This window comes from Nocardia sp. NPDC049149, assembly GCF_043197455.1.
Taxonomy (GTDB): domain Bacteria; phylum Actinomycetota; class Actinomycetes; order Mycobacteriales; family Mycobacteriaceae; genus Nocardia.
This window is the reverse complement of record NZ_JBICTD010000004.1, coordinates 541,649-567,735: the sequence shown is the minus strand read 5'-3', so window position 1 is coordinate 567,735 and position 26,087 is coordinate 541,649. Positions and strand designations below refer to the sequence as shown.

Sequence of the window (26,087 nt, the reverse complement as noted above, 5' to 3'; positions counted from 1 at the left end):
GGAGGCGAAGTTTCGCCAAGCCCAGTGTGGCATTTGCCGTATCGGACCGTCAATTGCCGTTGTAGGTTGGTAATTGACAGTTCGTCGGCTGGCTAAACCCGGTTTTCCCGCCTATCGTCAGCGCGACTCCCCAGCAACGACCAGAGAGAGGCTGACCTGCCATGATCCCGCAGGACTCGGGAATCGTTGCCGTCCGCAATATCCTCACGCGGCTGTGCAAACGCTCCGGTCTGAGCTCGGATCGATTACGCACCACCGAAATCGACGTCGCACCCCTGCTCGACTTGCTCGCGGTGCGCCAGCACGCGCGCCGCCACGGGGTCGAGCCGGAGGAGGCGGTGCTGCCGGTGGTCCGGAACCTGGCCGCGCAGCTCGAGCCGACCAACCGGATCATCGCCGACGCCGAACTGTCTCTCGGCCTGCTTCGGGAAACCGCTTCCGACAGTGTCGATCTCGACCGGTTGTACGCCGCGGATCTCGGCGAACGCCGCGAATACCTCGCCGAGGACTGGCAGTTGCTGCACGACACCCTCGACGCCGAACCGACGCCGCGCGCCCTGACCGTCCGATCCTTGCGCGCCACGCCGGAACGCCGCGCGTTCACCGCCCTGGCGAGCCTGCTGGTCAACGAATCGGTCTACGACGCCCGCCCGCAGGCCGAACCCGCGGTCAAGTCCGTACCATCGCCGAAAGCGCCTGCCACACCGGCGGTTCGGGGCGTGGTCACGGTCTTCGGCGATGCGGTGATCGACCACATCTACTTCGTCGATCACATCCCCCAGCCCGGCGCCTCCGTGGTGGGCAACAGCTTCGAAGAACATCCCGGCGGCAAGGGGCTCAACCGGGCCGTCGCCGCCGCACGGCTCGGCCTGCAGGTCCGGCTGATCTCGGCGGTCGGCGACGACGACGCGGGCAAGCGCGTCCTGGACTACTTGCGCTCTCAGAACGTCGACACCGACCTGGTGAAGGTGGTGCCCGACGCACCGACCCCGGTGACCGCGGTGATGATCACCAGCACCGGCGCGGCCGGGCTCATCGGCTGTCGCGACGACCGAATCCGGTTGAGCGCCCACGACTTACGCAGTACCAGGATCCGCTCGGCGGTCGCGGCCTCCGATGCGGTGCTGCTCACCTTCGAGCAGCCGAGCGCCGTGATCGAGCAGGTGATGTCGTTGGTCCAGCGGATGGAGCCACGGCCGCTGCTCGTGGTGCATCCTGGACCGCCGATCGCGCTGCCGCAATACCTGTACCGCTATCTCGGCGCCGTCGACTATCTGGCGGGCACCAGTCACGACCTCGCCGCGCTCGTCCCCGAGGTGGCAGCCGCCTCCACTACCGATACCGCCCAACGACTCCGGGCGCTCGGCGTGCGTTCGGTCTGCGCGACCGAAGACTTCGGCTGCACCGTCTGGTCGGACCGGGTGAACCTGCAGATTCCGGCATTTCCCGCCGCCATGGAAGATTCACCGGGAGCGCAGGCTGCCTTCGCGGCGGCGCTGGTATACCGTCTCGTTTCGACCCGCAGGCCCGCCGACAAGGACGACTACGTCTGGGCGACCGCTGCGATGGTGGCAACGCAGTCGTTCGGGGACGTCCCCGGAGCAATGCCGCCGGTCAGCGAAATCGACCGCATCAACCGACTTGCTTCGGAGGAGCATTGACCACACCCCTGTCCCACCTTGCCGATACCGACCACCGGGTCGTACGCAAGGACAACGGTCTGCGGATCAGGGTGTCGGAACTAGACGACGCGGGCGAACGCGGGCATCTGCTGATCTTCGGTGACCTCACTCCCGAGGACTGCCTCGTCCGGATCCACTCGCGCTGTCTCTACGGCGAGGTGCTCGGCTCCGACGACTGCGATTGCGGGCCGGAACTCGAAGCGGCCCTTGACCTCATGCAACGCGCAGGCTCCGGCGTGCTGGTCTACCTGGAGCAGGAGGGCCGCGGCGCGGGCCTGGTCAACAAGGCGCGCGGCTACCGGCACAGCGAGCGGCACGCGCTCGACAGCTTCACCAGCTATCAGGAACTCGGCTATCCCGTCGATGCCAGGACCTACGACGCCGCGGCGCGCGGCCTGTTCGCTCTCGGGCTGCGCTCGATCCAGCTGCTCACGAACAACCCGGCCAAGGTCGACGCCGTGCGCGCCGCCGGCCTCGACGTGGTGGTGCTGCCGATGATCACGCCGGTCCGCAGTGCGCGGGCACTCGCCTATCTGGAGGCGAAACGGGTGCATCGCGGGCACATGATCCCGATCGCCGACGCATCCTGGCCGACAGCGCCGGTCGCGGCGCCGGTGGCCTGGCGGACGTTCCTCCCGCTGATGAACCGGGAGTTCGCCACGGTCGGCGCGGTCGCGATCATGTCGATCCTGCTGGTGGCGACGGGTCAGGTGGCGGCCGGTGTTTTCGTCGGCTTGCTGCTGACGCTCGGCTACGCGCTCTGGCACCGCGGCCTGCTCGTCGAGTGGCGCGCGCGCCGACCCCGCGCCGCCCAATTGCCGCCCGCACCACTCGGTCTCGACGTCGCGAGCGTGGTTGCCGCACTACCGCCGCGCACGGCCGCGCTGCCGGGTCTATCCTCTGCTGTCGACGATCAGGGCCAAGCGCCCATGAACGTCGGTCCCTATTCGTCACGTGCCCCAAGATCCATTGCGAAGGAAGCAGTTTGACCATTGCCGAGTGGGACCTTGCCGACACCGGCCACCGGATGTTCCGCAAGGGAAACGACCTCCGAGTTCGGGTGCTGGAATTACCCGAAGCACGCGACGGCGGGCATGTGCTGATCTTCGGTGAGCTCACCGACGGCTGCCTGGTCCGGATCCATTCGCGCTGTCTGTACGGCGACGCGCTGCAGGCCGACGACTGCGACTGCGGCCCAGCACTGGACAAGGCCATGGACCTGATCCAAGCCGCAGGCTCCGGCATCCTGATCTACCTGGAACAGGAGGGCCGCGGCGCGGGCCTGGTCAACAAAGCGCGCGGGTTGCGAACCAGCCAGCGTGACGGCGTCGACACGTTCCGCAGCTACCAAAGCCTCGGTTTGGAGCCGGATTCGCGGAACTACGACCACGCGGCCGTGGCGCTGGAGCGTCTCGGCCTGCGCTCGGTGCGGCTGATGACGAACAACCCGGACAAGGTCCGCGCGGTGCGCGCGGCGGGCATCAAGGTCACCGTGCGGTCGCTGCATACGCGCCCGCGCAGCCCGCGCGCGTTGGAGCTTCGCGAGGCCCAGCGACTCAGTGGACACCTGCATCCGACCGCGGACGCGCGCTTCGCCGAATTGTGGCTGTTCCTGCGTAGTGGCTGGTTCGCGCTGCGCAGGCGGGTACACGGCCATTACCTTGCGCGTAAGCCCCGTCATTCCCCGCCGATCTAGTTACCATGAGTGAGCCGCGCCACTCCTGGTGCGCCGACTCGCGAGAAACTGACAGACGCGTCGCCGCATTGTGTCAGGATTCGGGTCTTCGAACCGCCCGCGTGCGGACGCCGCGAGGCGCGGTTCATCGCATGGAAATCGGAACAGGGATATGACGACAACAGACATCGGCTATTCGCACAAATCGGGCAAAACGGTCTACACCGTGACGGAAGCCTTCCAGGAGACCCTGACCTTGCGACCCGAGCAGGTCGCGCTCCGGACGGTCGGCGGCACCCAGGAGATCACCTGGCGTCAGTACGGCGAGCGGGTCCGCGTCATCGCCGCAGGCTTGGCCGCGCTCGGCGTCAGCCGCGGCGACACCGTCGGCATCATGCTCACCAACCGGCCCGAATTCAACCTTGTCGACACCGCCGCGCTGCACCTCGGCGCCGCCCCGTTCTCGATCTACAACACCAGCTCCCCCGAGCAGATCGCGCACCTGTTCACCAACGCCGAAAACAAAGTCGTCGTCACCGAGCAGGTCTTCCTCGGCGCCGTGCAAGGTGCGGGCGTGGCGCTCGAGCACATCATCGTCGTGGACGGCGAGGCCGCCGACACCATCAGCCTGGCCGCCGTCGAGGCAAACCCGTTGGCCGACTTCGACTTCGAGGCCTCCTGGCGGGCCGTGCAGCCGGACGACCTGGCCACCCTGATCTACACCTCGGGCACCACCGGCCCGTCCAAGGGCGTCGAGATCACCCACCGCAACGTCGTCGCGCAGATCGTCGGCCTGGTGACCGGGCCGCTCGTCCTCGGCCTCGACGACCGGTCGGTGTCCTACCTGCCCGCCGCACACGTCGCCGACCGCATCTCCGGACACTGCGCCAACCTGTTCACCGGCGTGCAGATGACCTGTGTGCCCGATCCGCGCGAGATCGCCGCCGCACTGCCCGACGCGCGCCCCACCGCGTTCTTCGGCGTCCCGCGCGTCTGGCAGAAGATCAAGGCAGGCATCGACGCGAAGCTGGCCACCGAGCCGAGCCCGGTCAAGAAGAACCTCGCCAACTGGGCCATCGGCGTCGGCGTCGCCGCCGCGCGCGCCGACCTCGCAGGCTCCGGGCGCGGGCCGCTGCTCAGCGTGCAGCACAAGCTCGCCGACGCCCTGGTGCTCAGCAAGCTGCGCCACGCTCTCGGCCTCGACACCCTCAAGGTCGCGGCCTCCGGCGCCGCGGCGATCCCGCCGGAGACGTTGGAATACATGCTCGGTCTCGGCTTCACCGTCACCGAGGTCTGGGGCATGTCGGAGACCTCCGGCGTCGGCACCTTCACCGAATTGGCCAAGCCGAAGCCGGGTTCGGTGGGCCGCGCCCTCGACGGCGTCGAACTGCGCCTCGACGAGGACGGCGAGCTGCTGGTGCGCGGTGCGATCGTCACCCCCGGCTACCGCAAGATGCCGGACAAGACCGCCGAGGCGATCGACGCCGACGGCTGGCTGCACACCGGCGACGTGGCCACCATCGACGGCGACGGCTATGTCACGATCGTCGACCGCAAGAAGGAACTCATCATCAGCGAGGCGGGCAAGAACATCTCGCCGACCAACATCGAGAACGCGGTCAAGGCGATGTCCTCGCTGGTCGGGCAGGTGGTCGCGATCGGAGACGCGAAGCCGTACATCGCGGCGCTGATCGTGCTCGACCCCGACACCGCCGCCGTGCGCGCCAAGTCGCTCGACACTCCCGACGCGGACCTGACGACGCTGGCGACCCGGCAGGAGATCATCGACGAGGTGCTCGCCGCCGTGCAGGCGGGCAACACCAAGCTGTCCAGGGTGGAGCAGATCAAGCGGTTCGTGATCGTGGACAAGGCATGGGAGCCCGGCGGTGACGAGCTCACCCCGACGCTCAAGCTGCGGCGCAACCCGATCGCGACGAAGTACGCCGCTGCGATCGGCGAGCTCTACGCCGCCGAGGTGCCCGCGAACGTCGTCAACGTCAAGTAGTTCGAAAACGCCGGTGGCCCTGGGCTTTTGCCCAGGGCCACCGGCGTTCGGTCCGAAACTACTTCTGCTCGTAGGTGCCGACGATCGTGGCGCGAGCGATCGCATGAGAGAACAGGTTGAAGCCGAGGTAGGCCGGGCTCGCGTTCTCGTCGAGGCCGAGGCTTTCCACGTCCACCGCGTGCACCGCAATGAAGTAGCGGTGGTAGCCGTGACCGGCCGGCGGTGCGGTGCCGACGAATCCGGTGATACCGGCGTCGTTGCGCAGTGTGAGCGCACCCGTCGGCAGGGCGCCGCCGTCGCTGCCCGCACCGCTGGGCAGCGAGGTGACACCGACCGGGATGTCGGCGACCGCCCAGTGCCAGAACCCGGACGCCGTCGGCGCATCGACGTCGAACACGGTGACCGCGAAACTCTTTGTCTCCGCGGGGAATCCGGACCAGGACAGCTGCGGCGAGATGTCCTTGCCGCCCGCGCCGAACACACCGCTGACCTGATCGTTGCCGAACTGCTGGCCGTCGGTGACATCGTCGGAGGTCAGCGTGAACGACGGCAGCTGCGGCAGCGCGTCATACGGGTTGAAGGAGTAGTCGGGCACGGGTGGTCCTTTCGGGGTTGTCAGCTGTTCAGGAGGAAGTGTTCCAGTACCTTGGTGCCGAATTCCAGCGCCTGCACCGGAACTCGTTCATCGACACCGTGGAACAGTGCGGCGAAGTCCAGTTCCGGCGGCAGTTGCAGCGGCGCGAACCCGAAGCAGCGAATACCCAAGCGGGCGAACGCTTTCGCGTCGGTGCCACCGGAGAGCATGTAGGGCACGGTACGCCCTTGCGGGTCATGAGCGAGGATCGCGGCGTTCATCGCGTCGACCAGGTGGCCGTCGAAAGTCGTTTCGTACGAGTCGAGTTTGGTGATCCACTCGCGTTCGACGTCCGGGCCGATCAGCTCGTCCACCTCCCGTTCGAACGCCGCCTGCCTGCCCGGCACCACCCGGCAGTCCACCACCGCCTCCGCGGTCTGCGGGATCACGTTGGCCTTGTAGCCGGCCTGCAGCATGGTCGGGTTCGCCGTATCCCGCAGTGTCGCACCGATAATGCGGGACAGGGTGCCGATCTTGGCCAGCTGGCCCTCGATGTCGGGGCCGTCCGGATCGAACTCCAGCCCGGTCTCCTCCGACACCGCCGCGAGGAACTGCGACACCGAATCCGACATCACCACGGGGAACGTGTGCTGGCCGAGCCGCGCCACCGCGGCGGCCAGAATGGTGACCGCGTTGTCCTCGTGCAGGAACGAGCCGTGGCCCGCTCGGGCCTTGGCGCGCAACCGCATCCAGCCCAGGCCCTTCTCGGCCGTCTCCACCAGATAGAGCCTGCGTTCGGTGCCGTCGGGACGCGGAACCGTCAGCGAGAAGCCACCGACCTCACCTACCGCTTCGGTGATGCCGTCGAACAGGTCGGGGCGGTTGTCCACCAGCCACTGCGATCCCCACTTGCCGCCGTTCTCCTCGTCGGCCAGGAACGCGAACACGATATCGCGGGGCGGGACCGTGCCCTCCCGCTTGAACTGGCGGGCGATGGCCAGCATCATCCCGACCATGTCCTTCATATCGATGGCGCCGCGCCCCCACACATAGCCGTCGCGGACCGCGCCGGAGAACGGGTGCACGCTCCAGTCGGCGGCCTCGGCGGGCACCACATCCAGATGCCCGTGGATCATCAGTGCCCCGCGGCTGTTGTCGGCGCCCGCCAGCCGGGCGAACACGTTGCCGCGCCCCGGCGCGCCCGACTCCACGTATTCGGTGGTATATCCCGCCTCGTGCAGTTGCTCGGCCACCCACTCGGCGCACTCGCGCTCCCCCTTGGTGGTGGCGAGGTCGCCGGTGTTCGAGGTATCGAACCGGATCAGCGCGCTGACCAGGTCCACCACCTCGTCTACCGCGCGAGAGCTGCTGTTGGGGACCGATCCTTCGACAGTTGTGGACACGTTCCCTTTCCTACCATCCGCCACGGCGGGCGCCACCGGCATCCCTCGTCGACACTCCCGCGGTCGCGCAGCGTACGGCACCGATCACCGCCACCGCGGGGATCAGCATCACGGTGATCGTAATCGGTGTCCGGGTGGCCGAAACCGGTTGGGCGGCAACGCGGTCACGCGCTATCCGACAGGGCCAGCTTCAGTCCGAACGCGACGAGCACCGTGCCGGTGACGGCCTCCATCGCTCGTTTCACCGAGGGACGGCCGAGCCAGGCCCGCAGGAACCGGACGCCGAAAATCACGACGGTCAGCCACAGCATGCCCTCGAGGAAATGGACCATGGTAAGTGCCGCGCCCATCAGCAGGTGCGGCGCCGTCGGCGGGATGAACTGCGGCAGCATCGCGATGTAGAAGACGCCGACCTTCGGATTGAGCAGGTTGGACAGCGCACCGCGCAGCCAGGCGCGCAGCATGCTGCCGCCCGCGGCGTCGTCGGCGGCCATCTCCGCCGAATCGGCCCGATGCCGCAGGGCGAGCAGGCTGGTGACGCCGAGCCAGATCAGATAGACCGCACCGGCGACACGCAACACCGTGTACGCGACCTGAGAGGTGGTCAGCAGCACCGACAACCCGCCCGCCGCGGCCGTTCCCCACACCAGCAGACCGGTGCCGACCCCACACGCGGTGACGAAGGCGTAGCGGGTGCCGCGCGCGATGGCCGAGCGCAGCACCAGCGCGGTGTCGACGCCGGGCACCACGGTCAACAGTCCGGCCACCAGCGCGAAGGAGATCAGGCCGCTCCACACGCTCATGCGCCCAATCTACTCGGCGCGCGAACCGTCAACGGTTGCGGTGTTTCTCGACCGCGTCGCGCATCCGGCCGAGCATGTCCTCGAGAACCGGACGATACGTAGCGAAGTTCAACCGCGCGAACCCGCTGCCCGCCGCACCGAAATCCGGTCCTGGCAGCAGTTTTACCCCGGCTTCTTCCAGAAAGAAGTCCGCCGGGTCCCGGTCGAGTTCGAGCGCGCGGCAATCGAGCCAGGCCAGATACGTCGCCTGGGGTGGGTGGAATCGGATCTCGGGCGGCAGCATCGCCGCGACGAGATCGCGGTTGTCGGTCAATCGCCGTTGGGTGTCGGCCAGCCACGCGTCACCGTCCAGCCAGGCCGCGCGGGTCGCCAGCACACCGAGTGCGCTCGCCTGCCCGTACAGCTGCGGTGGGTGCGCGGCCAGCGCCGCGCGCACCCGGCTGTCACCGATATGGGCGACGCAACAGCGCAATCCGGCCAGGTTGAACGCCTTGCTCGCGGAATTGAGCGTGACTGTGCGCCTGGCGATTTCGGGGCTGAGCGCGGCGAACGGCACATGCCGGTTCCCGTCGTGGGTGAGCTCGGAGTGGATCTCGTCGGAGATCACGATCAGATCGTGACGCCGGGCGATCACCGCGATTTCGGACAGTTCGTCGCGATCGAACATGTGGCCGGTCGGATTCTGCGGGTTCACCAGAATCAAGGCGCGGCAGCCGAAGCTGCTGACATCCGCGGCGAAGCGATCGATGTCGAAGGTCCAGCCGCGTTTGCTTTCGATCATCGGGATCGGCACCACTGGACGGTCCATCACCCGCAACGTCTCCAGGAACGGCGGGTAGGTGGGCGTGTGCACGGCCACCGCGTCACCGGGGCGGGTCATCAGGTGCAACACGAGCTGCACCACCTGCACCAGTTCGGTGAAGACGTACACCTCCGCAGGGTCGAGTGCGAGGTCGTAGCGGTCGCGCACGCGATCGGTGAATACCTGCGCCAACGGGTTTCGATCGAGCCGATCGTCCCAGTCCGGGTAGCCGAGATCGCCGGATATCGCCCGCGACAACGCCTCGCGCACCGGATCGGCGACGGGAAAGTCCATGTCCGCGATCCATGCGGGCAGCACGTCGTGCCCGGCCTGCGACCACTTGATGCCCGAGCGTCGCCGGAGCGCAGCGATATCGACAAGATCGTCCATGGGCTGAACATAGAGTGCTCGGCGCCGGATGCGATTGACAATTTTCCCGCCACCGCGCAAATTCCTTGCGTGACTGCTTTTCCGCTCGATGAGATCGATCTCCGACTACTCACACTGATGCAGGTCGACGCGACCCGACCACTGCACGACCTCGGCGAACAGGTCGGGCTATCGCCGAGCGCGGTGCAGCGCAGGCTCGTCCGGCTGCGCGCGGGCGGGGTGATCATCGCCGAGGTCGCCGTGGTCGACCCCCGTGCAGTGGGGCTGGGCCTGACCGCCGTCGTGCTGGTCCAACTGGCCGAGGACGACGCGGGACGCTACGCCGATTTCTGTGCGCGCATGCTCGCCGAACCGACCGTGCAGCAGTGCTATTCCGTTGTCGGCCAATGGGATTACGTGGTGGTGCTGGTCACCGAGGATCTCGCAAGCTATCGGCGCATCTCGAACCGGCTCTTCGTCGAGGAGACCGCCGTCCTGCGCTACGAGACCCTGCCGACCTACGAACGCATCAAAGCCCAACTCGCGGTTCCGGTCTCGACGCCGAGCTGACCCCGGATGGGCGCGGACACCAAACCGTAACCGGCTTCACAGCACCCGCTCAGCAGACTGGCCGCGCGCACACGGGTTGCGACGGCACACTGGGATGGTGCAGGCAGGCACGCGCACCGGGTACAAGGAGGTCAGGTCATGTGCTCAGCACCTGTCCCCGAAGACCAGGAAGCCGAGCCCATCCGGCTCACCGGCGCGACATGGGAGTCGGTGAGCAGGCGCGGCCTGCGCTCGGTGAACGCCGACGCCGCGGCCGTCGCGACCGATCCGGTCAGCGGCCGCACCGCCTTCGTGGTTGCCGACGGCATCGGCGACCATCTCTCCGCCCTCCGTGCGGCACGCACCGCCGCCACCATCGCCGCGAGGGCAGGCGCCGAGCACGGCGCCAGGGCCGGAATCCTTGCGGCCCAACGCGAATTACACCGGGAGCTCCCGCAGGCCGATGCCGACTGCGTCCTTGTCATCGCAGTGCTCCCGGTCGCCGACGGCCAGTGCGATGTCGCCTGGGTCGGCGACTGTCGCGCCTACCGCTGGAACGGCCGTGTGCTGCACCAGATCACCACCGACCACACCGTCGCCGAATTCTGGCGGGCTCGCGGGCAAACCCCGCCCCCGCGGTTGAACCACCTGGTGACCACTTCAGTGCGCACCGTCCGCCCGGGTGACATCGGCCTCGCCGTGACCGGAGCCAGCACCGGCCGACTACTTTTGAGCACCGACGGCGTGCACAAGAAGCTCGACATCGTTGCCGTCAAAGCGATACTCGCCGAAGCGAACTCGGCCGCCGTTACGGCGGACATTCTGGTGGACAGCGCCCTTCGACTAGGTGGCACCGACAACACCACCGCCCTCGTCGCCGACCGCCCAGCCCGGTAGGCAGCCGCTCTGATCGGCCGCTTCTTCGGCGCTTGCAGCTGGCTCGCCCCTATCTCCTACTCGGCGATAGCAGCCGGAAATGATGCCGACCGGTCTGTATAAGCTGAAGCCTTCAGCTCGGTACGTGATCCACACCGACGAAGGGACTCCTCACCATGACCGTTCCTCTCGCAAAGCTCGGCATCGCGTCGCTGGCCGCACTGCTGACAACCCTGCTCAGCAGCGCGACGGCAGCCGCCGACAACCACATCCTGGTCGGCTACACCGGTGGTTTGGGCCCGGCAGCCGGGTGCAAATATCCGGTTTGGGTCGGGGATCATTTGCCTAGCCCGCAGCCCTCCGTCGACGTCGACGGCGTTCCGATCGGCCCGGTCACCCTCGACGCAGGCAGCTGGTCCGCCCCGTGGCAACCGGCCTGGCTTGGGCGATACACCATCCGATCCGTCCAGCGTTACGACGATGGACGGATCGCCGAGTACACCTCGGTGGTCGAGGTCAGCAGGCTCGGGATACCTGGGGTCGGCAGTTCGTGCGACGGCAACAGCGGCACCGGGCACGACTTCACCTGATCGCCGAGCTCACGGCCTTTCGCGCGGCGCGTCCGCGTTCCACACATACAGTTTGCCCATGCTCGCGCTGGACAGGTTCTGCACGTTGTAGAGCTGGTGGTAGCCGTCGGAGCCCTGTTGCCAGGCGTCGAGGTAGCCGGTCTGCGGGCTGAAGTGGCAGTAGATGTTGCTGCGCCCGTACGGGCTGTTGAACAGCACCGGATGCCAGCTCGTCCACGCGTCCAGCTCGGTCGGTAACCGGAACACGTCGGGGCAGGGGCAGAAGTACTGCCCGCACTGCTCGATCGGTGGATCCGCGGCGGCCGACGGGGCCAACAAGACACCGGCACCCAGGAAAACCGCACTGGCACCGGCAACAACGATCCGCTTCATACTCCTCCTCGACACGAATCAGGAAGAACTCTCGGCCGCCCGAGGCTAACATCCCTCATCCTGACGCGATCGTGGACAGCAATTCCATATCGTCGGCGCTGAGTGAAAGCTGGGCTGCCGCAACGTTCTCCTCGAGATGGGCGCGCGCGGAGGTACCCGGAATCGGCACGATGACAGCGGAGCGATGCAGCAGCCACGACAAGGCCACCTGCGTGCGCGTGCAGCCGTGCCGTGCGGCGACCGTGGCGAGGGGGTCATCGGCCTGCGTTGTCGTGCGCGCGACCGGAAGCCAAGGGATGAACGCGATTCCATGCCGTTCGCAGTAGTCGAGCACGTCTTCGGACGCGCGATCGGCGACGCTGTACCGATTCTGCACACTCGCGATCGGTGCGATCGCCGCGGCCGCGTCCAGCTGACCGACACTCACCTCCGACAACCCGATATGCCGAACCTTGCCCTCCTCCATCAGAATTCGCAGCGCACCGAGCTGGTCGGCGAGCGGCACGGTCGGATCGATTCGATGCAGCTGATACAGATCGATCCACTCCACCCGCAGGCGGCGCAGGCTCAACTCCGCCTGCTGCCGTAGATATTCGGGCCTACCGAGCGGGATCCAGTCGCGGCCCAGATTCACCTGACCGCCCTTGGTGGCGATCACCAGGTCTTCCGGATAGGGGTGCAGCGCTTCGGCGAGCAACGCCTCGTTGTCCCCGAGGTCGTACGAGTCCGCCGTATCGATGAAGGTGACCCCGAGTTCCACTGCCCGCCTGGCGATCTCGATACCCGTCGACCGCTCTGGGCCCCCGGTGAGCCGCATGGCCCCGAAGCCGAGTCGATGCACCGGCATATCGCCGCCGATGGTGAGCGTCATGGCGATGTCGTTGAGATTCAGCACGATCTCATGCTGCGCCGGTTGATCGATAAGAAAAAGTGATTCTTTCTGAAGCTGATTCCGTAGCATCACTACGATGTTGAACCTGGAGCGGCTCCGCGTGCTCCGCGCGGTCGCCACGACCGGCTCGATCGTCGGCGCCGCCGACACGCTGCACGTGACGACCTCCGCCGTGTCTCAGCAAATCGGCAGGCTGGAACGCGAAGTCGGCCAATCACTCGTCGAACGACAAGGCCGTGGCATCCGGTTGACCGAGGCAGGACGGCGGCTCGCAGACCACGCCGATAAACTCCTCACCCACGCCGAACACGTCGAAGCGACCATGGCCGCCCACCGCGGCACCGTCGCGGGCCACCTGACCATCGCCACCTTCGCCACCGCCGCCCGCGGGCTGCTTCCCGTTGTCCTGCACGACCTGCGCGCCCATCCAGATCTCACGGTCTCCCTCAGTGAACAAGAACCGCACGAGGCCATCCCCGCCCTCACTCGCGGCCGCCTCGACATCGCCATCGTTCAGGACTGGCACGACAACCGTCTCCGCCTGCCCGACACCCTCTCTCGGCAGCAGCTGACCCACGACACCTTCGACGTGGCCATGGCCGCCCACCACCCGCTGGCCGCGCGCGACACCGTCACCGTCGACGACCTTCGCGACGAAGCATGGATCACCTGGCCGCCGGATCAGATCTGCCACGACTGGCTCACCGCCACGCTCGGGCCGACCCACCTTCGGATAGCTCACACGGCGTCCGAGCACTCCACCCAACTAGCGCTGGTAGCAACAGATCTCGGCATCGCCCTCATCCCCCGCCTCGGCCGCGACCCCGCCCCGCCGACCGTCCGCTTCGTCCCCCTCACGCCCTCACCCACCCGAGACATCTACGCCCTCTGGCGAACCGCCGCCGCCTCCCACCCCGCCATCACCGCGACCGTGGACGCACTGGTCCGCCACTGCCGGTCCGAGCTGAGCCGACCCACCGGCGATTAGTTTCCGGCTCGTGCCCAGTCTGCCTCTGTGAACCCGACCAACCCAGAGGAGCACACCATGACCGCCACCTACACCTACGACATCTTCTCCAGCCTCGACGGGTTCAGCTCGTACCGCGAGCCCGGCGACTGGGGCGGCTACTGGGGCAAACAAGGCCCCGAACTGCTCGAGCACCGGCTCGGGCTCTACCGCGCAGACCAGCGAATGGTCTTCGGCGCCACCACCTATCGAGCGTTCGCCCAGATGCTGGCCGACAGCACCGAGGATTCCGACGTCCGCGACCCCTGGGTCACCCGCATGCTCAGCCTGCCGGCAACTGTCATCTCGAGCACCCTGCAGGGCCCACTGGAATGGCCGGACGCGACGGTCGTCGGCGGCGATGCCGTCGACATCGTCGCTCGCCTCAAAAAGGAATCCGACGTCCCACTGCGCTCCCACGGCAGCCTGTCCCTGAACCGGGCACTCATGGCCGCAGGGCTCGTCGACCGCATCCAGGTCACCGTCTTTCCCGTCATCACCGGCCAATGCGGCATCGAGCCAATCTTCCACGGCGCGGCCGACTTCGACCTCGAGCTTCTCGAAACCCGCACCCTCGACGGACGTACCCAGGAACTCGTCTACCGTCCCACCCTGCACACCTCGACAGCTCAGTAGGCAGCCTTCGCAGCCATCGTGCCGTCCGGGGAGCGTCCACGGCGTAGCTGAACGAACTCGCGAGTTTCGCTAGCATCGAACCGGTTTGGGCAGTGCGGTCGGACGAGCTGGTCGGCTCGGTGGTTGCTCCAGGGGGGCGGATGAGACAGATCCTTTTCGCGGCGATGATCGCTTTAGCCGTGTCGATCACGGTGACGCCGTTGCTGATCTGGTTCTTCAAGCGGCACAACCTCGGCCAGGAGATCCGCATCGAGGCGCCGCAAAGCCATCAATCCAAGCGCGGCACCCCGACCATGGGCGGCATCGCCATCCTGATCGGCATGTGGGCGGGATATCTCGGATCCCATGTGATGGGCCTGCGGTACGACGCTCCCGGGGTCACCGCGTCTGGACTGTTGGTGCTCGGGCTCGCGACGGCCCTCGGGGTGGTCGGGTTTCTCGACGACTACATCAAACTGCGCAATCGACGAAACCTCGGGCTGACCGCGACCGGAAAATACGTCGGCCAGCTCAGTGCCGCAATCATTTTCGGCGTGCTGGCCCTGCAGTTCCCCGACCGCACCGGCTTGACCCCGGCCAGTCGGCACGTGTCGCTCGTGCGGGATCTGCCCTGGTTGACGCTCGCGCCCGTGCTCTTCGTGGTGCTGGTTGTCTTCCTGGTGGCCGCCTGGTCCAACGCGGTGAACGTCACCGACGGGCTGGACGGCCTCGTCGCCGGATCCATGGGTCTGACGCTGGGCGCCTACGTGCTGATCACGTTCTGGCAGTACACGAATGCGTGCTCGACCACCCCGAGCACGGGCTGCTACACCGTGCGCGATCCGCTCGACCTGGCGCTGGTGTGCGTCTCGGCAGGCGCCGCCTGCATCGGGTTCCTGTGGTGGAATGCCGCACCCGCCAAAATCATCATGGGCGACACCGGATCACTCGCGCTCGGCGGGCTGTTGGCCGGTCTCTCGATCACCACCCGCACCGAACTGCTGATGGCGCTCGTCGGCGGGTTGTTCGTCGCCGAAATCGCCTCAGTGCTCCTGCAAATCATAGTCTTCCGCACCACCCGCAAACGTCTCTTCAAGACCGCACCATTCCACCACCACTTCGAACTCAGCAGCTGGCCCGAAACCACTGTGAGCATTCGCTTCTGGCTTATCGCCGCGATCACCGCCGCCACAGGACTCATGCTCTTCTACAACGAACACCTCGCCGTCGCCAGATAGCCGACGACGCCCGGAGGATCCACGAGTGGCACACCACGGAGAGGTCCACTCGCACTTTGCCGCAGCCATGTGCCACTCGTGGGCGCTCCTGCGAACCGATGGGCGTGGCAGACACCGCATCTGCTCCCAACGGGTTCACGGATCACGATGTCGGTCCATCGCAGCTCGTATCAGGTCGCGAGCGCGGTCACCGACGGCGGCTTGCTCAGCCAGTGCGGTGAAGGCGCGCTCGTACATAGCAACCTCGCGCGGTTGAGTCACCGTCAACTGCGCTGTAATCGTCTCTGCCTGAACCATTTTCCGGTCGAAGATGGTGAAGTTCATCAGCGGAATCCGATAGTGGGCATGGAGGGGGACGACGCCGAGCACAACGCGTGGAAGCGCCATCGCGACCAGTAGCCGATCCATCTGTTCGATCATCACCTCGGGGCCACCGACCGTCGCATAGAGGGCTTGCTCACCGATCAGGAAATGGAATCTATGGCGACCGCGATACAGAACGTTCTGCCGTTCCAGGCGTGCCGTCAGAGACGCCTGGATCACGGTGGGACCGCCGTAAAGAGCTTCGACAGTTTCCAGAACGGCCCGGATATATGTCGGAGTCTGCAGGAGACCGGGGATGACACCTGGTTCGAACCAGCGGACCAACTGTGCCTTGGCTTCCATCTTCGCTATCACCCGCTGCCACTGCGGGATACGCAAGCGACGAACCTCGAGATACGCCGCCTCGAGGTTTCGCAGCGTCGCGATCAGGTCGGGTAGCTGGCCGGTCGCGTCACAGTGTTCACACCACCTCCGCAGGTCGCCCTCGGATGGCGTCTGTCTGCCCCACTCGATCTTCGAGACCTTCGAGCCATCGTGCCACCCTGCCAGCCCGGCGAGCGCTCGGGCAGTGAGTCCCGCGCCCTTGCGGATCTCACGCAGCCGTTGCCCGAGCGCCTCCCTGGCTTCCCGCGGATTGGTCACTGCCGAAGTGCGGACACATACTCGTCGTGTGGAATCGCCAAGGACCAGACGCGGTCGCGGACCGCGCGGAAGTAGTCGGCGATCACGGGATCGGTGGATACCGAAAACCCGGCACCCTCACCATCCGGGGTGAACACGCTGAACGCCGCCAAGTGGTCGTCGAAGAGCCAGTAATCGTCAGCGGTCAGGAGAGACGCATCGATGGTATGCCGGGGCAGCCAACGGATTTCCTCACCTGCCGCAATGTTCCTCGGCGACACCGACAATGCCCACCGCGTGTAGTCGGTGTGCGGTTCGGTCACCACCCGCAGCCGCTGCACGATCTTGCCGGAGCCAGTGATCTCTCGGATCAGATCGAGCCACTGTTGCTGCCACACTGTGTCTTCGGGCTCGTCCGCGAGGAACTGGCGCAATGGTTCGAACTCGTCTGAAGTCGTGTAAGTGTCCTGCAACTCGAGATGAAAAGCGCGCTGCCATGGCGAGCGAAACAACTCGTCCAGCTGTTCACCCGTCAACGCGAGCATCGCGGCGGATCTCCTTCCCGATGGGCACCTCGACGCAGGACTCGTGTGTCGGAATGTCCATCTGCGCCAACGCTTCCGCATCCGTCACCGGTGCACTGGTAAGTGTGAACGTTCCGTGCCCGGTGTCTTCGAGTCGCGCACCCAAACACGTTCCCGGCTCGAGGAAACCGAGTAGCGCGTGGGGGATCTCGATCACCTCCGGCTGGCCCGGTACCCGCCATCCCTGCACGACATACGTCCCGCGGTCGGTAGCGTACAAGGTGGGTGACTGGTGCGAGCCGGTGTTCTTTCCAAGGAAACGCAGATGCATAGTTGATCCCCTGCCACTCGGTGTGCTTCAACGTGCCGAACAAGGCCACTCAATCGTCACCATCCGGCAGCAGCCGGTCAACGATCGCCTGCGTTCCGAGCACACTCTCGCATACTTGTGGACGAGCGAACCGTCCGATTCCTAGCGTTGGCGAGGTCGCTCGGCCCATGACAGTCGGTCCGGTCCCGAGCCCCATATTCGTCGACAACGCGGACGGAGCGAGGGATGGGTACGAAACCACCTGCACTCGGGTACATACGGCGGGAGGTGTCTGGGATCTCGCAACCGTGGGATGAGACTCGAATCCGGAGTCTTGCCAAGCGGTTCGGGTATGAGCTCGCCAAAATCGTGGTGTGTGGGTCGGATACCGGGCAGGTCGTCGATACGTTGATCGGGGCGGTGCGGCGGATCGATGCGGAGGCGGTATTCACCCCTGGGATAGCGCATTTCGATGGTGCGGTGCCCGATGAGTTGGTGCGGATTTGCGATGTGATCACGGTGTCGCCCGAGGAGACGTACTCGAGACCGTTGCCGCCGGCGTTTCTGGACGGGGCGTAGTGAGGCAATCGATAGGTACGAGCGGAGGGGGCGGCACCGATGAGACCCGGGTCGGGCCTCATCGGTGCCGCGGTGCGTCCTTCATCGGAGGCCGAAACTTACAGCTGCGGTTAGGAACCCGCGCTGCCAGTCAGCGGGCCGGGGGCGCCGGTGCCGAGGGCGCCGTTGAGGAGCTGGCCGAGGCGCTCGCTGGCGAGGCGCAGCTGACTTTCCGCGACGGGAAGGAATTGCTGGGTGTATTCGTCGCCGATGGTGTGCGAGGCGGGGTAGACACCAGTGCGTTCGACGATGCGGCAGCTGTCCTGGGCCCAGTGGGCCGGGTCCGTGTCGGACAGGTTGGGCGCGGGCAACGCGAGCAGACGATCGACTTCCCCACTGGCCGGACGGGTTTCGAGCATCCTGCTGTCCCACACCGAGTGCAGGTTGGTGTTGCGGCCGAGGTAGTCGACCTTGAATTCGTTGCCGCCGCGGTCACGGGCATAGCCTGCGTGCATGGGCTGGTGGATGTCACCGACGAAGTGCACCACGAACTTCAGCGCCTGACGGCGTTCGGCATCCGACTTGCTCTTGTCGGCGAGGATCCCGGTCTGCACCCGAATCGCCTCGACGACGTTGTCACCGTTGTTGCCGTTGACGGCGGGGTCGTACACACAGCCGTTCTCCCCGATGTTGACGTAATGCCATGGGGCGGACCGCTTCCCGAGTTCGGGATCGTTCTGGCGGACTTCGTCGGCCCAGGTCGACACGCCGGCGAGGGAAGGGTTGGGTTCACCGGCGAGCAACCGGTTCACCTCGTTGCGTGCACTCGGGCTCAACCGCATCTCGGCGATCGTGCCGGTGGCGTTGTGCCCACGCGCACCCCACGCGTTGGCGGACGGCGGGACAGCCAACAATGTCGCGGCGAGTGCGCAAACACTCGCGACCAAAACTTTGCCTCGCATCGAGAAGATTCCTTTCGAGCAGCGTCGTACACGTTTCTCGCGGACCTGCGCGGTGGGGTGGATGTGCAGCCGCCCCCCTGCGCGACACCAGAAGCTGCCATACCTTTTGGTGGGCTAGGTGAACGACTGCTGAACAGCAGACGAGACCGGCACCGGGTGAAGGCTGGCTCTATGCGTGGGCCTGGCAAGACCAGTCCGCAGGCACGGTGCGGGCCAGAGCCTTTCCGCGCCGCGACGACGGCATCGTCGAGGACGAAGCGACCGGCGCGGCCGCAATCGCGCTCACCGCTGAACTCGGTCGCAGCCTGAACATCTTGCAGGGCAAGGGTTCTCAGCTCATGACCCGTTGCCGACCGGACGGGATTGTCGACGTAGGCGGAGTCGTTGTTCTCAAGGAGGTCAGCACGCTGTAGGTCTGCGACGCGAGGACATCAGCCCGCTGACGTAGCGGGAGAATTCAGGGCATGCGGTCGGCGGCACCAGACCGCTACGGTGATGCTCGCCGCAGGCCAAGGAGCCGACCGGTCGGCAGCATTCATCGGGTGGGCAACGGAAGGTGGCGGGTATGAGGGCAATTCTGCTGGCAGCAGCGGCGGTCCTGGCGGTCGAAGGTCTCGCGGGTTGCGGTAACAGCACACCAGCCACCCCTGGCGCACAGCCGCCGAACGCTCCCGCCACGTCGGCTGCCCCGCAGCAACCTTCCGCACCCAGCCGCAACACCGCACCCGCGAAGCCGACTGCGCCTTCCCGCGACAACGCGAATGTCGATGCGCGCGACTACCAGCAGGGCGACGCCTTCTACTTTCAGTCGCCGAGCGGCAACATCCTGTGCGGCTTCAACGTCGCAGGCGCCGCCACCGTCGGCTGTCAGGTGATGCAAGCGACGGCCGTGCCGGCGGAGCTGCCCGACTGTGGAACTCGGCCCAATCGAACCGTAGGCGCCGAAATCAACGGCACTACAGCGAAATTCCGCTGCTTCAGCCAAGGCGTGTACGTCGGCAGCCCCATCGACGGCGGCAGCAAGGGCGGCGGGCGCGTCCTCCCCTACGACTCTACCCTCGTCGTCCGCGGCGCCGCATGCACCTCGACACAGGCCGGAGTCCGCTGCGACGTCGGCGGCCACGGATTCGTGCTCGCGGCCGAGGCACAGTCACTGTTCTGATCCGTTTTGCCGCGCTGACCTGGCGATCTGCTGACCCCGGCGAATTCTTACACACCTTTGCCGTTCAGCTGGCTCCGCTTTGACGTTGATTGCGCACGATCTCTTTCAACACCCGGCGAGTGCCGGGAGTGTGAGGGAAGAGGGAGTTCGCGAGATGCGTGGTGTGGTGCGGTCATCGATAGGCCTGATGTTGACGGCCTCGATACTCGGCGGGCTGCTGACGGGGTGTGGCAGCGATCAGCCGAGTAGTCCAACGGCACAGCCGGAATGGTGCCCCACGGTGGCGGGGCACGGGGTCGAGTGCGGCACAGTCCAGCGTCCGCTGGTGCAGGACAAGCCCGAATTCGGCACTGTCGACGTGAGTTACGCGCTCGTGCGCCGCACGAACACCGACGCTCCCGCGGCGGGCACAATCACGCCGAATCCGGGCGGACCAGGCGTGCCGCTGATCTCGCACGCCGCAGAGGCGGTCGCCTTGTCCGAAGGCCTGCTCAACGATCACGACCTGCTGCTGATCGACCCACGCGGGACCGGACTTTCGAGCCCGCTGGACTGCGGCGCGGACGAGCAGGAGTACCAGCTCGGCACCCGCGAGCAGAACCTGCAGACGGTCGCCCGCTGCGGCGAGCAGCTCGGCCCGAAGGCGGCGGGCTACACCTCCGCCGCCACCGCAGACGATTTCGACGCGGTGCGCGCACAGCTCGGCATCCCGAAGCTGGTGCTGTACGGCATTTCCTACGGCACCTACCTGATGCCGGTGTACGCCCAGCGCCATCCCGACCGCGTCCAGTCGATGGTGCTGACCGGCGCCTACCCCGCCGACTTCGACCGCACCCAACGCCCGAACGCCGAAGCGGTATCGCTGACACTGCAACGCATTTGCGCACGCAGCCAGGTGTGCGACGGCGACGCGGCAGTCGCGAACCTGCGCACGGTGGCCGAGCGACTCCGCACCACACCGATCACCGTCGACGGACCGCACTCGGTGCTCCTCACCGAAGGCAAACTGGGCAACCTCATCTTCGAGGCCGCCACCAGCAATGTCGGCGCACAGCCCGCGACGCTGACCCCGCTCGGCATGCTGCCCGCCGCTTTGCACGCCGCGGCGCGCGGTGACGACGCCGGTCTGCGCGCGTTCGTCACGGCGACCACCTCAGAGCCCGCCTACGAGAAGATCGACGCCTACATCGCCGTTGCCTGCAACGACTACGCGCAACTGTGGTCGCTGGATGCCGCTGTCCCGCAACGGGAACAGCAGTATCACGAGGCGCTGACCCGACTCGCACCGAACGGCCTCGGCGCCTTCAGCGCGGAGGGCTGGGGCGCCGCCCAGCGCGACGGCGGTGACGCATGCATCCGCTGGCCCGGTGTCCGGCAGCACGAGCGCCCCGATCAGGTGCGCACCCCGATGCCCGACGTGCCGGTCCTGGTGCTCTCCGGTGATCTCGACGCCATCACTCCGGACGCCAACGGCAAGCTGGTCGCCGCGAAGTTCCCCCGCGCGACCTTCATCTCGGTCCCCAACACCGGCCATGTGCCCGACCTGGAACCGAGCGGCTGCGTGGTCGGCATGGTCGGCGAGTTCGTGCGCACCGGCGCCGCGCCCAAGACCGACTGTGTGCCGACGATCCCGCCGATCGCCGTGACGCCCGTCACGAACTGACCGGCCTCCCCGCATGACTACCGCCACGCCTAGCCAGAATGATCCCATGAAATCGGCATTACCCGCGCCGTCGGTGCTCGTCGTCGAGGACGACCCGAATGTCCGCAGCACCCTCGACCAGCTCCTGCGATTCGAGGGATACCAGGTGCGGGTCGCCGAGGACGGACAGCAAGCGCTCGAGCTGCTCGAGCTGGAACGTCCCGATCTAGCGGTGGTGGATGTGGTCATGCCGCGGCTGGACGGCCTGTCGCTGTGCAGGCTGCTGCGCCGCCGCGGCGACCGGTTGCCGATCCTGGTGCTCACCGCGCGGCACCAGGTCGGCGACCGGGTCGCCGGCCTCGACGCGGGCGCCGACGACTATCTGCCCAAGCCGTTCGACACCGAAGAGTTGCTGGCGCGCATCCGCGCTCTGCTGCGGCGCAGCGCACCCGACACTCCGGCCGACAGCGGGATTCTCACGGTCGCCGACCTCACCCTGGATCCGGCGACCAGGGAGGTGCACCGGAGCGGACAGCCGATCGAGCTGACCCGCACCGAGTTCGAGGTGCTGGAGCTGCTGCTCCGCAACGAACGCGTTGTTCTCACCAGGGGCCAGATCTACGAGCACATTTGGGGATACGACTTCGACACCGAATCTCGTTCGCTCGACGTCTATATCGGCTATCTGCGCCGAAAGACCGAGCAGCACGGGCAATCTCGGCTGATTCACACGGTGCGCAACGTCGGCTTCACTGTTCGGGCCAAGTGATGCTGCGCACCAGAATCACGCTCGTCGCCGTGACGGCGATCGTCGCCGCGATCCTCGCCACCATGATCAGCTCGTACCAGTCGGTGGCCCCGTTGGTCGCGGCCCAGGTCGATCGCGGTCTCACCGATCGGGCCGACACGGTGCTCGCGATCCTGACCGCTGCGGCGCCGCTACCGGTCCGGCCGGATATGACCGAACAGCTGGTGCTGCCCGACGGCACCGTGCAGCAGTTGACGCCGGGGCGGCCGCCGATTCCGGTCACCGACGAGGACCGTGCGATCGCCCGCGCCGGTCAGGGCTCGGCCGAGAACAACATCGTCGTCGACGGCGTCACCTACGGGGTCCTCACCAAGGCCCGCCCGAACGGCGGCGCGGTGATGGTCAGCCAGAACTACGCCGAGGTCGAGCGCGTCGACGACGAATTCCTCTGGAGCACAACATGGGTCACCCTCATCGCGGCCTTGTCCGCGGCGCTGTTCAGCTGGCTGATGATCGGCCGGATCCTCCGGCCGATGCGCAGGCTGGCCGCGGCCGCCCGACGGATCAGCGACACCCAGGACCTGACCACTCCCCTGCCCCGGTCCGGCACGGATGAGATCGGCGATCTCACCCACAGCTTCAACACCATGCTTGCGGCACTGCGCTATTCACGCATGCAGCAGCAGCGCCTCGTCCAAGACGCGAGTCATGAACTCCGCACCCCGTTGACCTCGGTGCGCGGCAGTGCCGAATTGCTGCAACGCGCGCGCGGCAAGCTCAGCCCCGAAGACGAGACCAAGGTCTTGGGCACACTGGTCCAGGAAGCCAAGGCGCTGGACGCGCTGGTCGCCGAGCTCGTCGATCTCGCCACCGACCAGCACACCGCCGAACCGACCGCCGAGGTCGATCTGGTCGAACTGGCCGAGGACCGCGCACAACGCTTCCGCAGCCGCACCGGCCGCGCCATCACCCTCACCACCGACCATCCGGCCGCCGTAGTCGCACGGCCCCAAGCACTGTCCCGCTGCGTCGATAACCTGCTCGACAACGCCGTCAAGTACAGCCCGGCCGAAACCCCGATCCACATCCACGTACGCAAGACCCGACTCTCGGTGCGCGACAAGGGACCCGGCATCGATCCCGCCGACCGGAACGCGGTGTTCGACCGGTTCTACCGTGCCGAAACCACCCGTGCCACCCCGGGATCCGGGCTCGGGCTGTCCATCGTCCACGACATCATCACCACGCACCACGGCACCGTCTTCGCCGCCGAAAACCCGGACGGCGGCGCCGAAGTGGGCTTCCAGCTGCCGCCGAAGAGCTGAATCCGCTACGGCCCCACCATCAATCGTCGGTGCCGAGATATTCGAGCTCAGCCTGCAGCCCCGCGACCTCGGCCGCCAGTTCGGCCCGGAGTTGTTCGCGTTCCAGCAGACTCGCGCGCAGGCTGTCGATCGTGTCGTCCATCGCGGCGAGCTTGCGATCGGCGCCGGACAACCGCCACTCGATCACCGCACGTTGATCCACTTCCTCGTTCGCGAGCATCACCCAGCCGACCACGTAGTCGAGCCATTCCGGCGGCTTCGGCATCTCCTGGGTGGTGTCCCAGCCACGCCTGGCCGACGGCTTCGGCGACAACACGTGTTCGGTGGTGGGGCCGATCATCTGAACGAGATCGAGTTTTCCGGCGCTGGTGACGACGACGGTGAGGCGATACCGCCCGGCAAGGTGCATCCGCAACTCCACGGTGCCACGGCCATCGATGCCGATGGCGCCGAGCCAGGTACCGTACGCCGCGTCGATGATCGCCTCGAGCACGCCCGTCTGCCCGACACCGCGGCGAGCCCGCGTCGCGCGCTCACGCAGGTCTTCGGGCGTGGCGGTCATCTGGTCCCAGTGCATCGCGCCCCGCTTTCTGCACGACCGGTGGCAGGAAATACGTGCCATACGAACATATAGGTGCCATCGTCGCACCTGCGGTAGACATGCACGTCGTGCCACGGGTTCGTCCCGAACGGCTCGGATACTGGTACCAGTGCCCCCATTGGCGGGGGCACCCGATGTCGCGTCAACCCGATACTCTTACTCGGCCTTAACCGAGACGAACGACAGCGGGGGCGCATGTCATACCCACCCGGGCAGCCGAACGATCCGCGAGCTCAGCAGGGCTGGCCACCACAAGACGGGCAGAGCCCTGGCCATCAGCGCACGGACCCGACGCAACTGAACCCGGTGAATCAGGCTGACCCGACGCAGCTCAACCCGCTCAGTCAGGCCGATCCGACGCAGCTCAACCCGGTCAATCAGGCTGACCCGACGCAGCTCAACCCGGTCAATCAGGCTGACCCGACACGGCTCAACCCGCTGAGTCAGCCCGATCCGTCGTACGGCCAGCCCTACGACCCGAACGCGCAGCAGTATCCACCCCAATACGCGCAGGGTGACCCGTACCAGCAGCAGCCGTACCCGCAGGGTGGCCAGCCGTACACGCCGAGTTCCGGCCAACCGTATGCGCAGCCGTACACGCCGGTGCAGAACCAGCCCTACCAACCAGGTCAACCGTATGCGCAGGATCCCTACGCACAGCCGTTCCAGGGCGGCCACGGCCAACCGCCCTTTCCGCCGCCGCACGGTCCGAACGGACCCGGCTCCGGCGGCGGTGGCGCAGGCAAGAAGGTGCTCGGCATCATCGGCTCGATCCTGGTCGCGCTGCTCGTCATCGGCGGCATCATCGGCTTGAAAGTGATCAAGTCCAATGCCAAGCACCGGGACCACGAGGCAAGTGTCATCGCTTCCAGCATCCTCAGCCCGCCCTCGGAGCGCAGCACGGCCGCCGCAACCGCGACCAGCAGCGCACCGAGCACCAGGCGAACAACGACGTCCCCGACAACCACCTCCAGCACGCCGGTGAAGCCCGCCAGCGTCTGGATCGCGGCCACCTACAACGAGGCCACCAACCAAGTCCATTGGGCGCGTAGCTCGATCGGCCAGGAAGTCGCCTCGCTCCAGGCGCTGACCGCGTGTGGCGGCGGCTGCCAGGAGCCGGTCTGGTCGAGCGACGGTTGCGTGGCCATGGCCTTCGGCCAGAACAACGGCTGGGGTTCCGCCTGGGGCGCGACGGCCGCCGAGGCGCAGAACAAGGCCCAGGCCACAGCCCAGAACAACTGGAACGTGCGCGGCCCGTTCGAGTTCTGGTCGAAGTGCGCTAAGGAATAATCCGCGACCGGCACGGCGTCACCCGCGGCCATGGCCGCGGGTGACGCCGTGATCTGTGCCGGGACAAGACGTTTCGTGCTGTCCCGGTCAGGCGATGCACACGGCGGTGCCTGCCGCCAGCGGTGCGTTCGCGTCCAGATCGACGTTCAGGTCCATCACCTTCGGCAGATCGACGCCGCCCCTGGCGGCGACCGCGGCCGCGTTCTCGCCGTCGCCCGCGGTGATCTGCGTCTGGCAGTTCGGCTTCGGCGTCGCGTTGGCCGGTGCGCTCACGACGAGCACCGTTGCGCCGGCGAGCACAGCGCCACCCAGGAGGGCGACGATCCGATTGCGGTACATGACAGTTCTCCTTTCCTGGCCATGACCCGGCCGTACGGCCGGTGTCTGCTGCGGGCCGACGCGGGTCCGCTCGGCGAGCGGGCAGCGGACGACCCGGGAAAACGAGCACAATGTGATGCACCTGAAGATCTACCCAAATCCAGCGATCTAATCGCGGTCGGCGAGATCAATCATCGAAGTCCGTCCGCGCCGATCCCGGAAACAGCGTCGTGACCGGGCGGACGACACCT

28 protein-coding genes and 1 pseudogene are annotated in these 26,087 nt (G+C 66.8%); 17 read left to right on the top strand and 12 right to left on the bottom strand.

The genetic code is table 11. The annotated features are described in order from the left end of the window. Positions 1–161 precede the first annotated feature (161 nt). The 4 genes from ACGFNJ_RS18275 (at position 162) to ACGFNJ_RS18260 (ending at position 5,362) form a co-directional block, all read left to right on the top strand. Positions 162–1,661 (top strand): PfkB family carbohydrate kinase, encoded by a 1,500-nt coding sequence (locus tag ACGFNJ_RS18275; protein ID WP_393448918.1) that lies wholly within the window; start codon positions 162–164, stop codon positions 1,659–1,661. Next, a complete protein-coding gene (locus tag ACGFNJ_RS18270) occupies positions 1,658–2,671 on the top strand; it encodes a GTP cyclohydrolase II (protein ID WP_393448915.1) in 1,014 nt (337 codons plus the stop codon). Before ACGFNJ_RS18275 ends, ACGFNJ_RS18270 begins: the two co-directional genes overlap by 4 nt. Beyond that, positions 2,668–3,378 (top strand): GTP cyclohydrolase, encoded by a 711-nt coding sequence (locus tag ACGFNJ_RS18265; RefSeq protein WP_393448912.1) that lies wholly within the window; start codon positions 2,668–2,670, stop codon positions 3,376–3,378. The genes ACGFNJ_RS18270 and ACGFNJ_RS18265 overlap by 4 nt, the downstream gene beginning before the upstream one ends. A gap of 151 nt (positions 3,379–3,529) precedes the next feature. Next, positions 3,530–5,362, top strand: a complete 1,833-nt coding sequence (locus ACGFNJ_RS18260; protein ID WP_393448909.1) for an AMP-dependent synthetase/ligase — start codon at positions 3,530–3,532, stop codon at positions 5,360–5,362. Between the two features lie 58 nt (positions 5,363–5,420). Here ACGFNJ_RS18260 and ACGFNJ_RS18255 read toward each other — a convergent pair whose 3' ends face one another. The 4 genes from ACGFNJ_RS18255 to ACGFNJ_RS18240 all read right to left on the bottom strand — a co-directional run bounded on the left by ACGFNJ_RS18255 (position 5,421) and on the right by ACGFNJ_RS18240 (position 9,334). Next, a complete protein-coding gene (locus ACGFNJ_RS18255; protein WP_393448906.1) occupies positions 5,421–5,957 on the bottom strand; it encodes a YbhB/YbcL family Raf kinase inhibitor-like protein in 537 nt (178 codons plus the stop codon). A gap of 20 nt (positions 5,958–5,977) precedes the next feature. Then, a complete protein-coding gene (locus tag ACGFNJ_RS18250; RefSeq protein WP_393448903.1) occupies positions 5,978–7,339 on the bottom strand; it encodes a M20/M25/M40 family metallo-hydrolase in 1,362 nt (453 codons plus the stop codon). A 164-nt stretch (positions 7,340–7,503) separates the two neighbouring features. After that, complete coding sequence (locus ACGFNJ_RS18245) at positions 7,504–8,142, bottom strand: LysE family translocator (RefSeq protein WP_393448900.1); 639 nt, start codon at positions 8,140–8,142, stop codon at positions 7,504–7,506. Positions 8,143–8,170: 28 nt separating this feature from the next. Then, positions 8,171–9,334: a MalY/PatB family protein gene (locus ACGFNJ_RS18240; protein WP_393448897.1), complete on the bottom strand. Its 1,164-nt coding sequence runs from the start codon at positions 9,332–9,334 to the stop codon at positions 8,171–8,173. 69 nt (positions 9,335–9,403) lie between these two features. Between ACGFNJ_RS18240 and ACGFNJ_RS18235 the strand changes: the two genes are divergently transcribed. The 3 genes from ACGFNJ_RS18235 (at position 9,404) to ACGFNJ_RS18225 (ending at position 11,328) form a co-directional block, all read left to right on the top strand. Further along, the gene (locus tag ACGFNJ_RS18235) at positions 9,404–9,883 is read left to right on the top strand and encodes an Lrp/AsnC family transcriptional regulator (protein ID WP_393448894.1); all 480 of its coding nucleotides are present in this window, start codon (positions 9,404–9,406) and stop codon (positions 9,881–9,883) included. Between the two features lie 138 nt (positions 9,884–10,021). After that, a complete protein-coding gene (locus tag ACGFNJ_RS18230) occupies positions 10,022–10,759 on the top strand; it encodes a PP2C family protein-serine/threonine phosphatase (protein ID WP_393448891.1) in 738 nt (245 codons plus the stop codon). A 155-nt stretch (positions 10,760–10,914) separates the two neighbouring features. Then, complete coding sequence (locus tag ACGFNJ_RS18225) at positions 10,915–11,328, top strand: hypothetical protein (RefSeq protein WP_393448888.1); 414 nt, start codon at positions 10,915–10,917, stop codon at positions 11,326–11,328. A gap of 9 nt (positions 11,329–11,337) precedes the next feature. Here ACGFNJ_RS18225 and ACGFNJ_RS18220 read toward each other — a convergent pair whose 3' ends face one another. Then, positions 11,338–11,700: a hypothetical protein gene (locus ACGFNJ_RS18220; RefSeq protein WP_393448885.1), complete on the bottom strand. Its 363-nt coding sequence runs from the start codon at positions 11,698–11,700 to the stop codon at positions 11,338–11,340. A gap of 55 nt (positions 11,701–11,755) precedes the next feature. Next, on the bottom strand, positions 11,756–12,571 hold the full coding sequence (locus ACGFNJ_RS18215) for an aldo/keto reductase (protein ID WP_393450030.1): 816 nt from the start codon (positions 12,569–12,571) through the stop codon (positions 11,756–11,758). Positions 12,572–12,668: 97 nt separating this feature from the next. On the opposite strand from ACGFNJ_RS18215, the gene ACGFNJ_RS18210 reads away from it, so the two are divergent. The 3 genes from ACGFNJ_RS18210 to mraY all read left to right on the top strand — a co-directional run bounded on the left by ACGFNJ_RS18210 (position 12,669) and on the right by mraY (position 15,451). Then, positions 12,669–13,580, top strand: a complete 912-nt coding sequence (locus ACGFNJ_RS18210) for a LysR family transcriptional regulator (RefSeq protein ID WP_393448882.1) — start codon at positions 12,669–12,671, stop codon at positions 13,578–13,580. Between the two features lie 57 nt (positions 13,581–13,637). After that, positions 13,638–14,234 carry a dihydrofolate reductase family protein gene (locus tag ACGFNJ_RS18205; RefSeq protein WP_393448879.1) on the top strand — a complete coding sequence of 199 codons (597 nt, stop codon included), beginning with the start codon at positions 13,638–13,640 and terminating at the stop codon, positions 14,232–14,234. Between the two features lie 140 nt (positions 14,235–14,374). Next, positions 14,375–15,451, top strand: coding sequence for a phospho-N-acetylmuramoyl-pentapeptide-transferase (mraY, locus tag ACGFNJ_RS18200; RefSeq protein ID WP_393448876.1), 1,077 nt, complete (start codon positions 14,375–14,377; stop codon positions 15,449–15,451). Positions 15,452–15,586: 135 nt separating this feature from the next. On the opposite strand, the gene ACGFNJ_RS18195 is transcribed toward mraY, so the two are convergent. The 3 genes and pseudogenes from ACGFNJ_RS18195 to ACGFNJ_RS18185 form a co-directional block, all read right to left on the bottom strand. Further along, positions 15,587–16,153 (bottom strand): DUF5753 domain-containing protein, encoded by a 567-nt coding sequence (locus ACGFNJ_RS18195; RefSeq protein ID WP_393450027.1) that lies wholly within the window; start codon positions 16,151–16,153, stop codon positions 15,587–15,589. A gap of 69 nt (positions 16,154–16,222) precedes the next feature. Continuing rightward, positions 16,223–16,417: pseudogene (locus tag ACGFNJ_RS18190) on the bottom strand (helix-turn-helix domain-containing protein); the annotation flags it as partial. Next, positions 16,414–16,941, bottom strand: a complete 528-nt coding sequence (locus ACGFNJ_RS18185) for a DUF6879 family protein (protein ID WP_393448873.1) — start codon at positions 16,939–16,941, stop codon at positions 16,414–16,416. The pseudogene ACGFNJ_RS18190 and the gene ACGFNJ_RS18185, both read right to left, overlap by 4 nt. 577 nt (positions 16,942–17,518) lie before the next feature. Here ACGFNJ_RS18185 and ACGFNJ_RS18180 point away from each other — a divergent pair. Further along, on the top strand, positions 17,519–17,809 hold the full coding sequence (locus ACGFNJ_RS18180; RefSeq protein ID WP_393448871.1) for a hypothetical protein: 291 nt from the start codon (positions 17,519–17,521) through the stop codon (positions 17,807–17,809). 110 nt (positions 17,810–17,919) lie between these two features. Here the strand turns inward: ACGFNJ_RS18180 and ACGFNJ_RS18175 are convergent, their stop codons facing one another. Continuing rightward, positions 17,920–18,750, bottom strand: a complete 831-nt coding sequence (locus tag ACGFNJ_RS18175) for a S1/P1 nuclease (protein ID WP_393448868.1) — start codon at positions 18,748–18,750, stop codon at positions 17,920–17,922. A gap of 206 nt (positions 18,751–18,956) precedes the next feature. Between ACGFNJ_RS18175 and ACGFNJ_RS18170 the strand changes: the two genes are divergently transcribed. The 5 genes from ACGFNJ_RS18170 (at position 18,957) to ACGFNJ_RS18150 (ending at position 23,627) form a co-directional block, all read left to right on the top strand. Then, positions 18,957–19,163, top strand: a complete 207-nt coding sequence (locus tag ACGFNJ_RS18170) for a hypothetical protein (protein ID WP_393448865.1) — start codon at positions 18,957–18,959, stop codon at positions 19,161–19,163. A gap of 152 nt (positions 19,164–19,315) precedes the next feature. Next, positions 19,316–19,912 (top strand): hypothetical protein, encoded by a 597-nt coding sequence (locus ACGFNJ_RS18165; protein ID WP_393448862.1) that lies wholly within the window; start codon positions 19,316–19,318, stop codon positions 19,910–19,912. 154 nt (positions 19,913–20,066) lie between these two features. Continuing rightward, positions 20,067–21,575, top strand: a complete 1,509-nt coding sequence (locus ACGFNJ_RS18160) for an alpha/beta fold hydrolase (RefSeq protein WP_393448859.1) — start codon at positions 20,067–20,069, stop codon at positions 21,573–21,575. Between the two features lie 46 nt (positions 21,576–21,621). Continuing rightward, positions 21,622–22,323: a response regulator transcription factor gene (locus ACGFNJ_RS18155; RefSeq protein WP_393448856.1), complete on the top strand. Its 702-nt coding sequence runs from the start codon at positions 21,622–21,624 to the stop codon at positions 22,321–22,323. Positions 22,324–22,352: 29 nt separating this feature from the next. Then, positions 22,353–23,627, top strand: coding sequence for an ATP-binding protein (locus tag ACGFNJ_RS18150; protein WP_393448853.1), 1,275 nt, complete (start codon positions 22,353–22,355; stop codon positions 23,625–23,627). A 19-nt stretch (positions 23,628–23,646) separates the two neighbouring features. Here ACGFNJ_RS18150 and ACGFNJ_RS18145 read toward each other — a convergent pair whose 3' ends face one another. Beyond that, complete coding sequence (locus ACGFNJ_RS18145) at positions 23,647–24,189, bottom strand: hypothetical protein (RefSeq protein ID WP_393448850.1); 543 nt, start codon at positions 24,187–24,189, stop codon at positions 23,647–23,649. A 345-nt stretch (positions 24,190–24,534) separates the two neighbouring features. Between ACGFNJ_RS18145 and ACGFNJ_RS18140 the strand changes: the two genes are divergently transcribed. After that, complete coding sequence (locus tag ACGFNJ_RS18140; protein WP_393448847.1) at positions 24,535–25,518, top strand: DUF4189 domain-containing protein; 984 nt, start codon at positions 24,535–24,537, stop codon at positions 25,516–25,518. 87 nt (positions 25,519–25,605) lie between these two features. Here the strand turns inward: ACGFNJ_RS18140 and ACGFNJ_RS18135 are convergent, their stop codons facing one another. Continuing rightward, positions 25,606–25,857 carry a hypothetical protein gene (locus tag ACGFNJ_RS18135; protein ID WP_393448844.1) on the bottom strand — a complete coding sequence of 84 codons (252 nt, stop codon included), beginning with the start codon at positions 25,855–25,857 and terminating at the stop codon, positions 25,606–25,608. Positions 25,858–26,087: the final 230 nt, after the last annotated feature.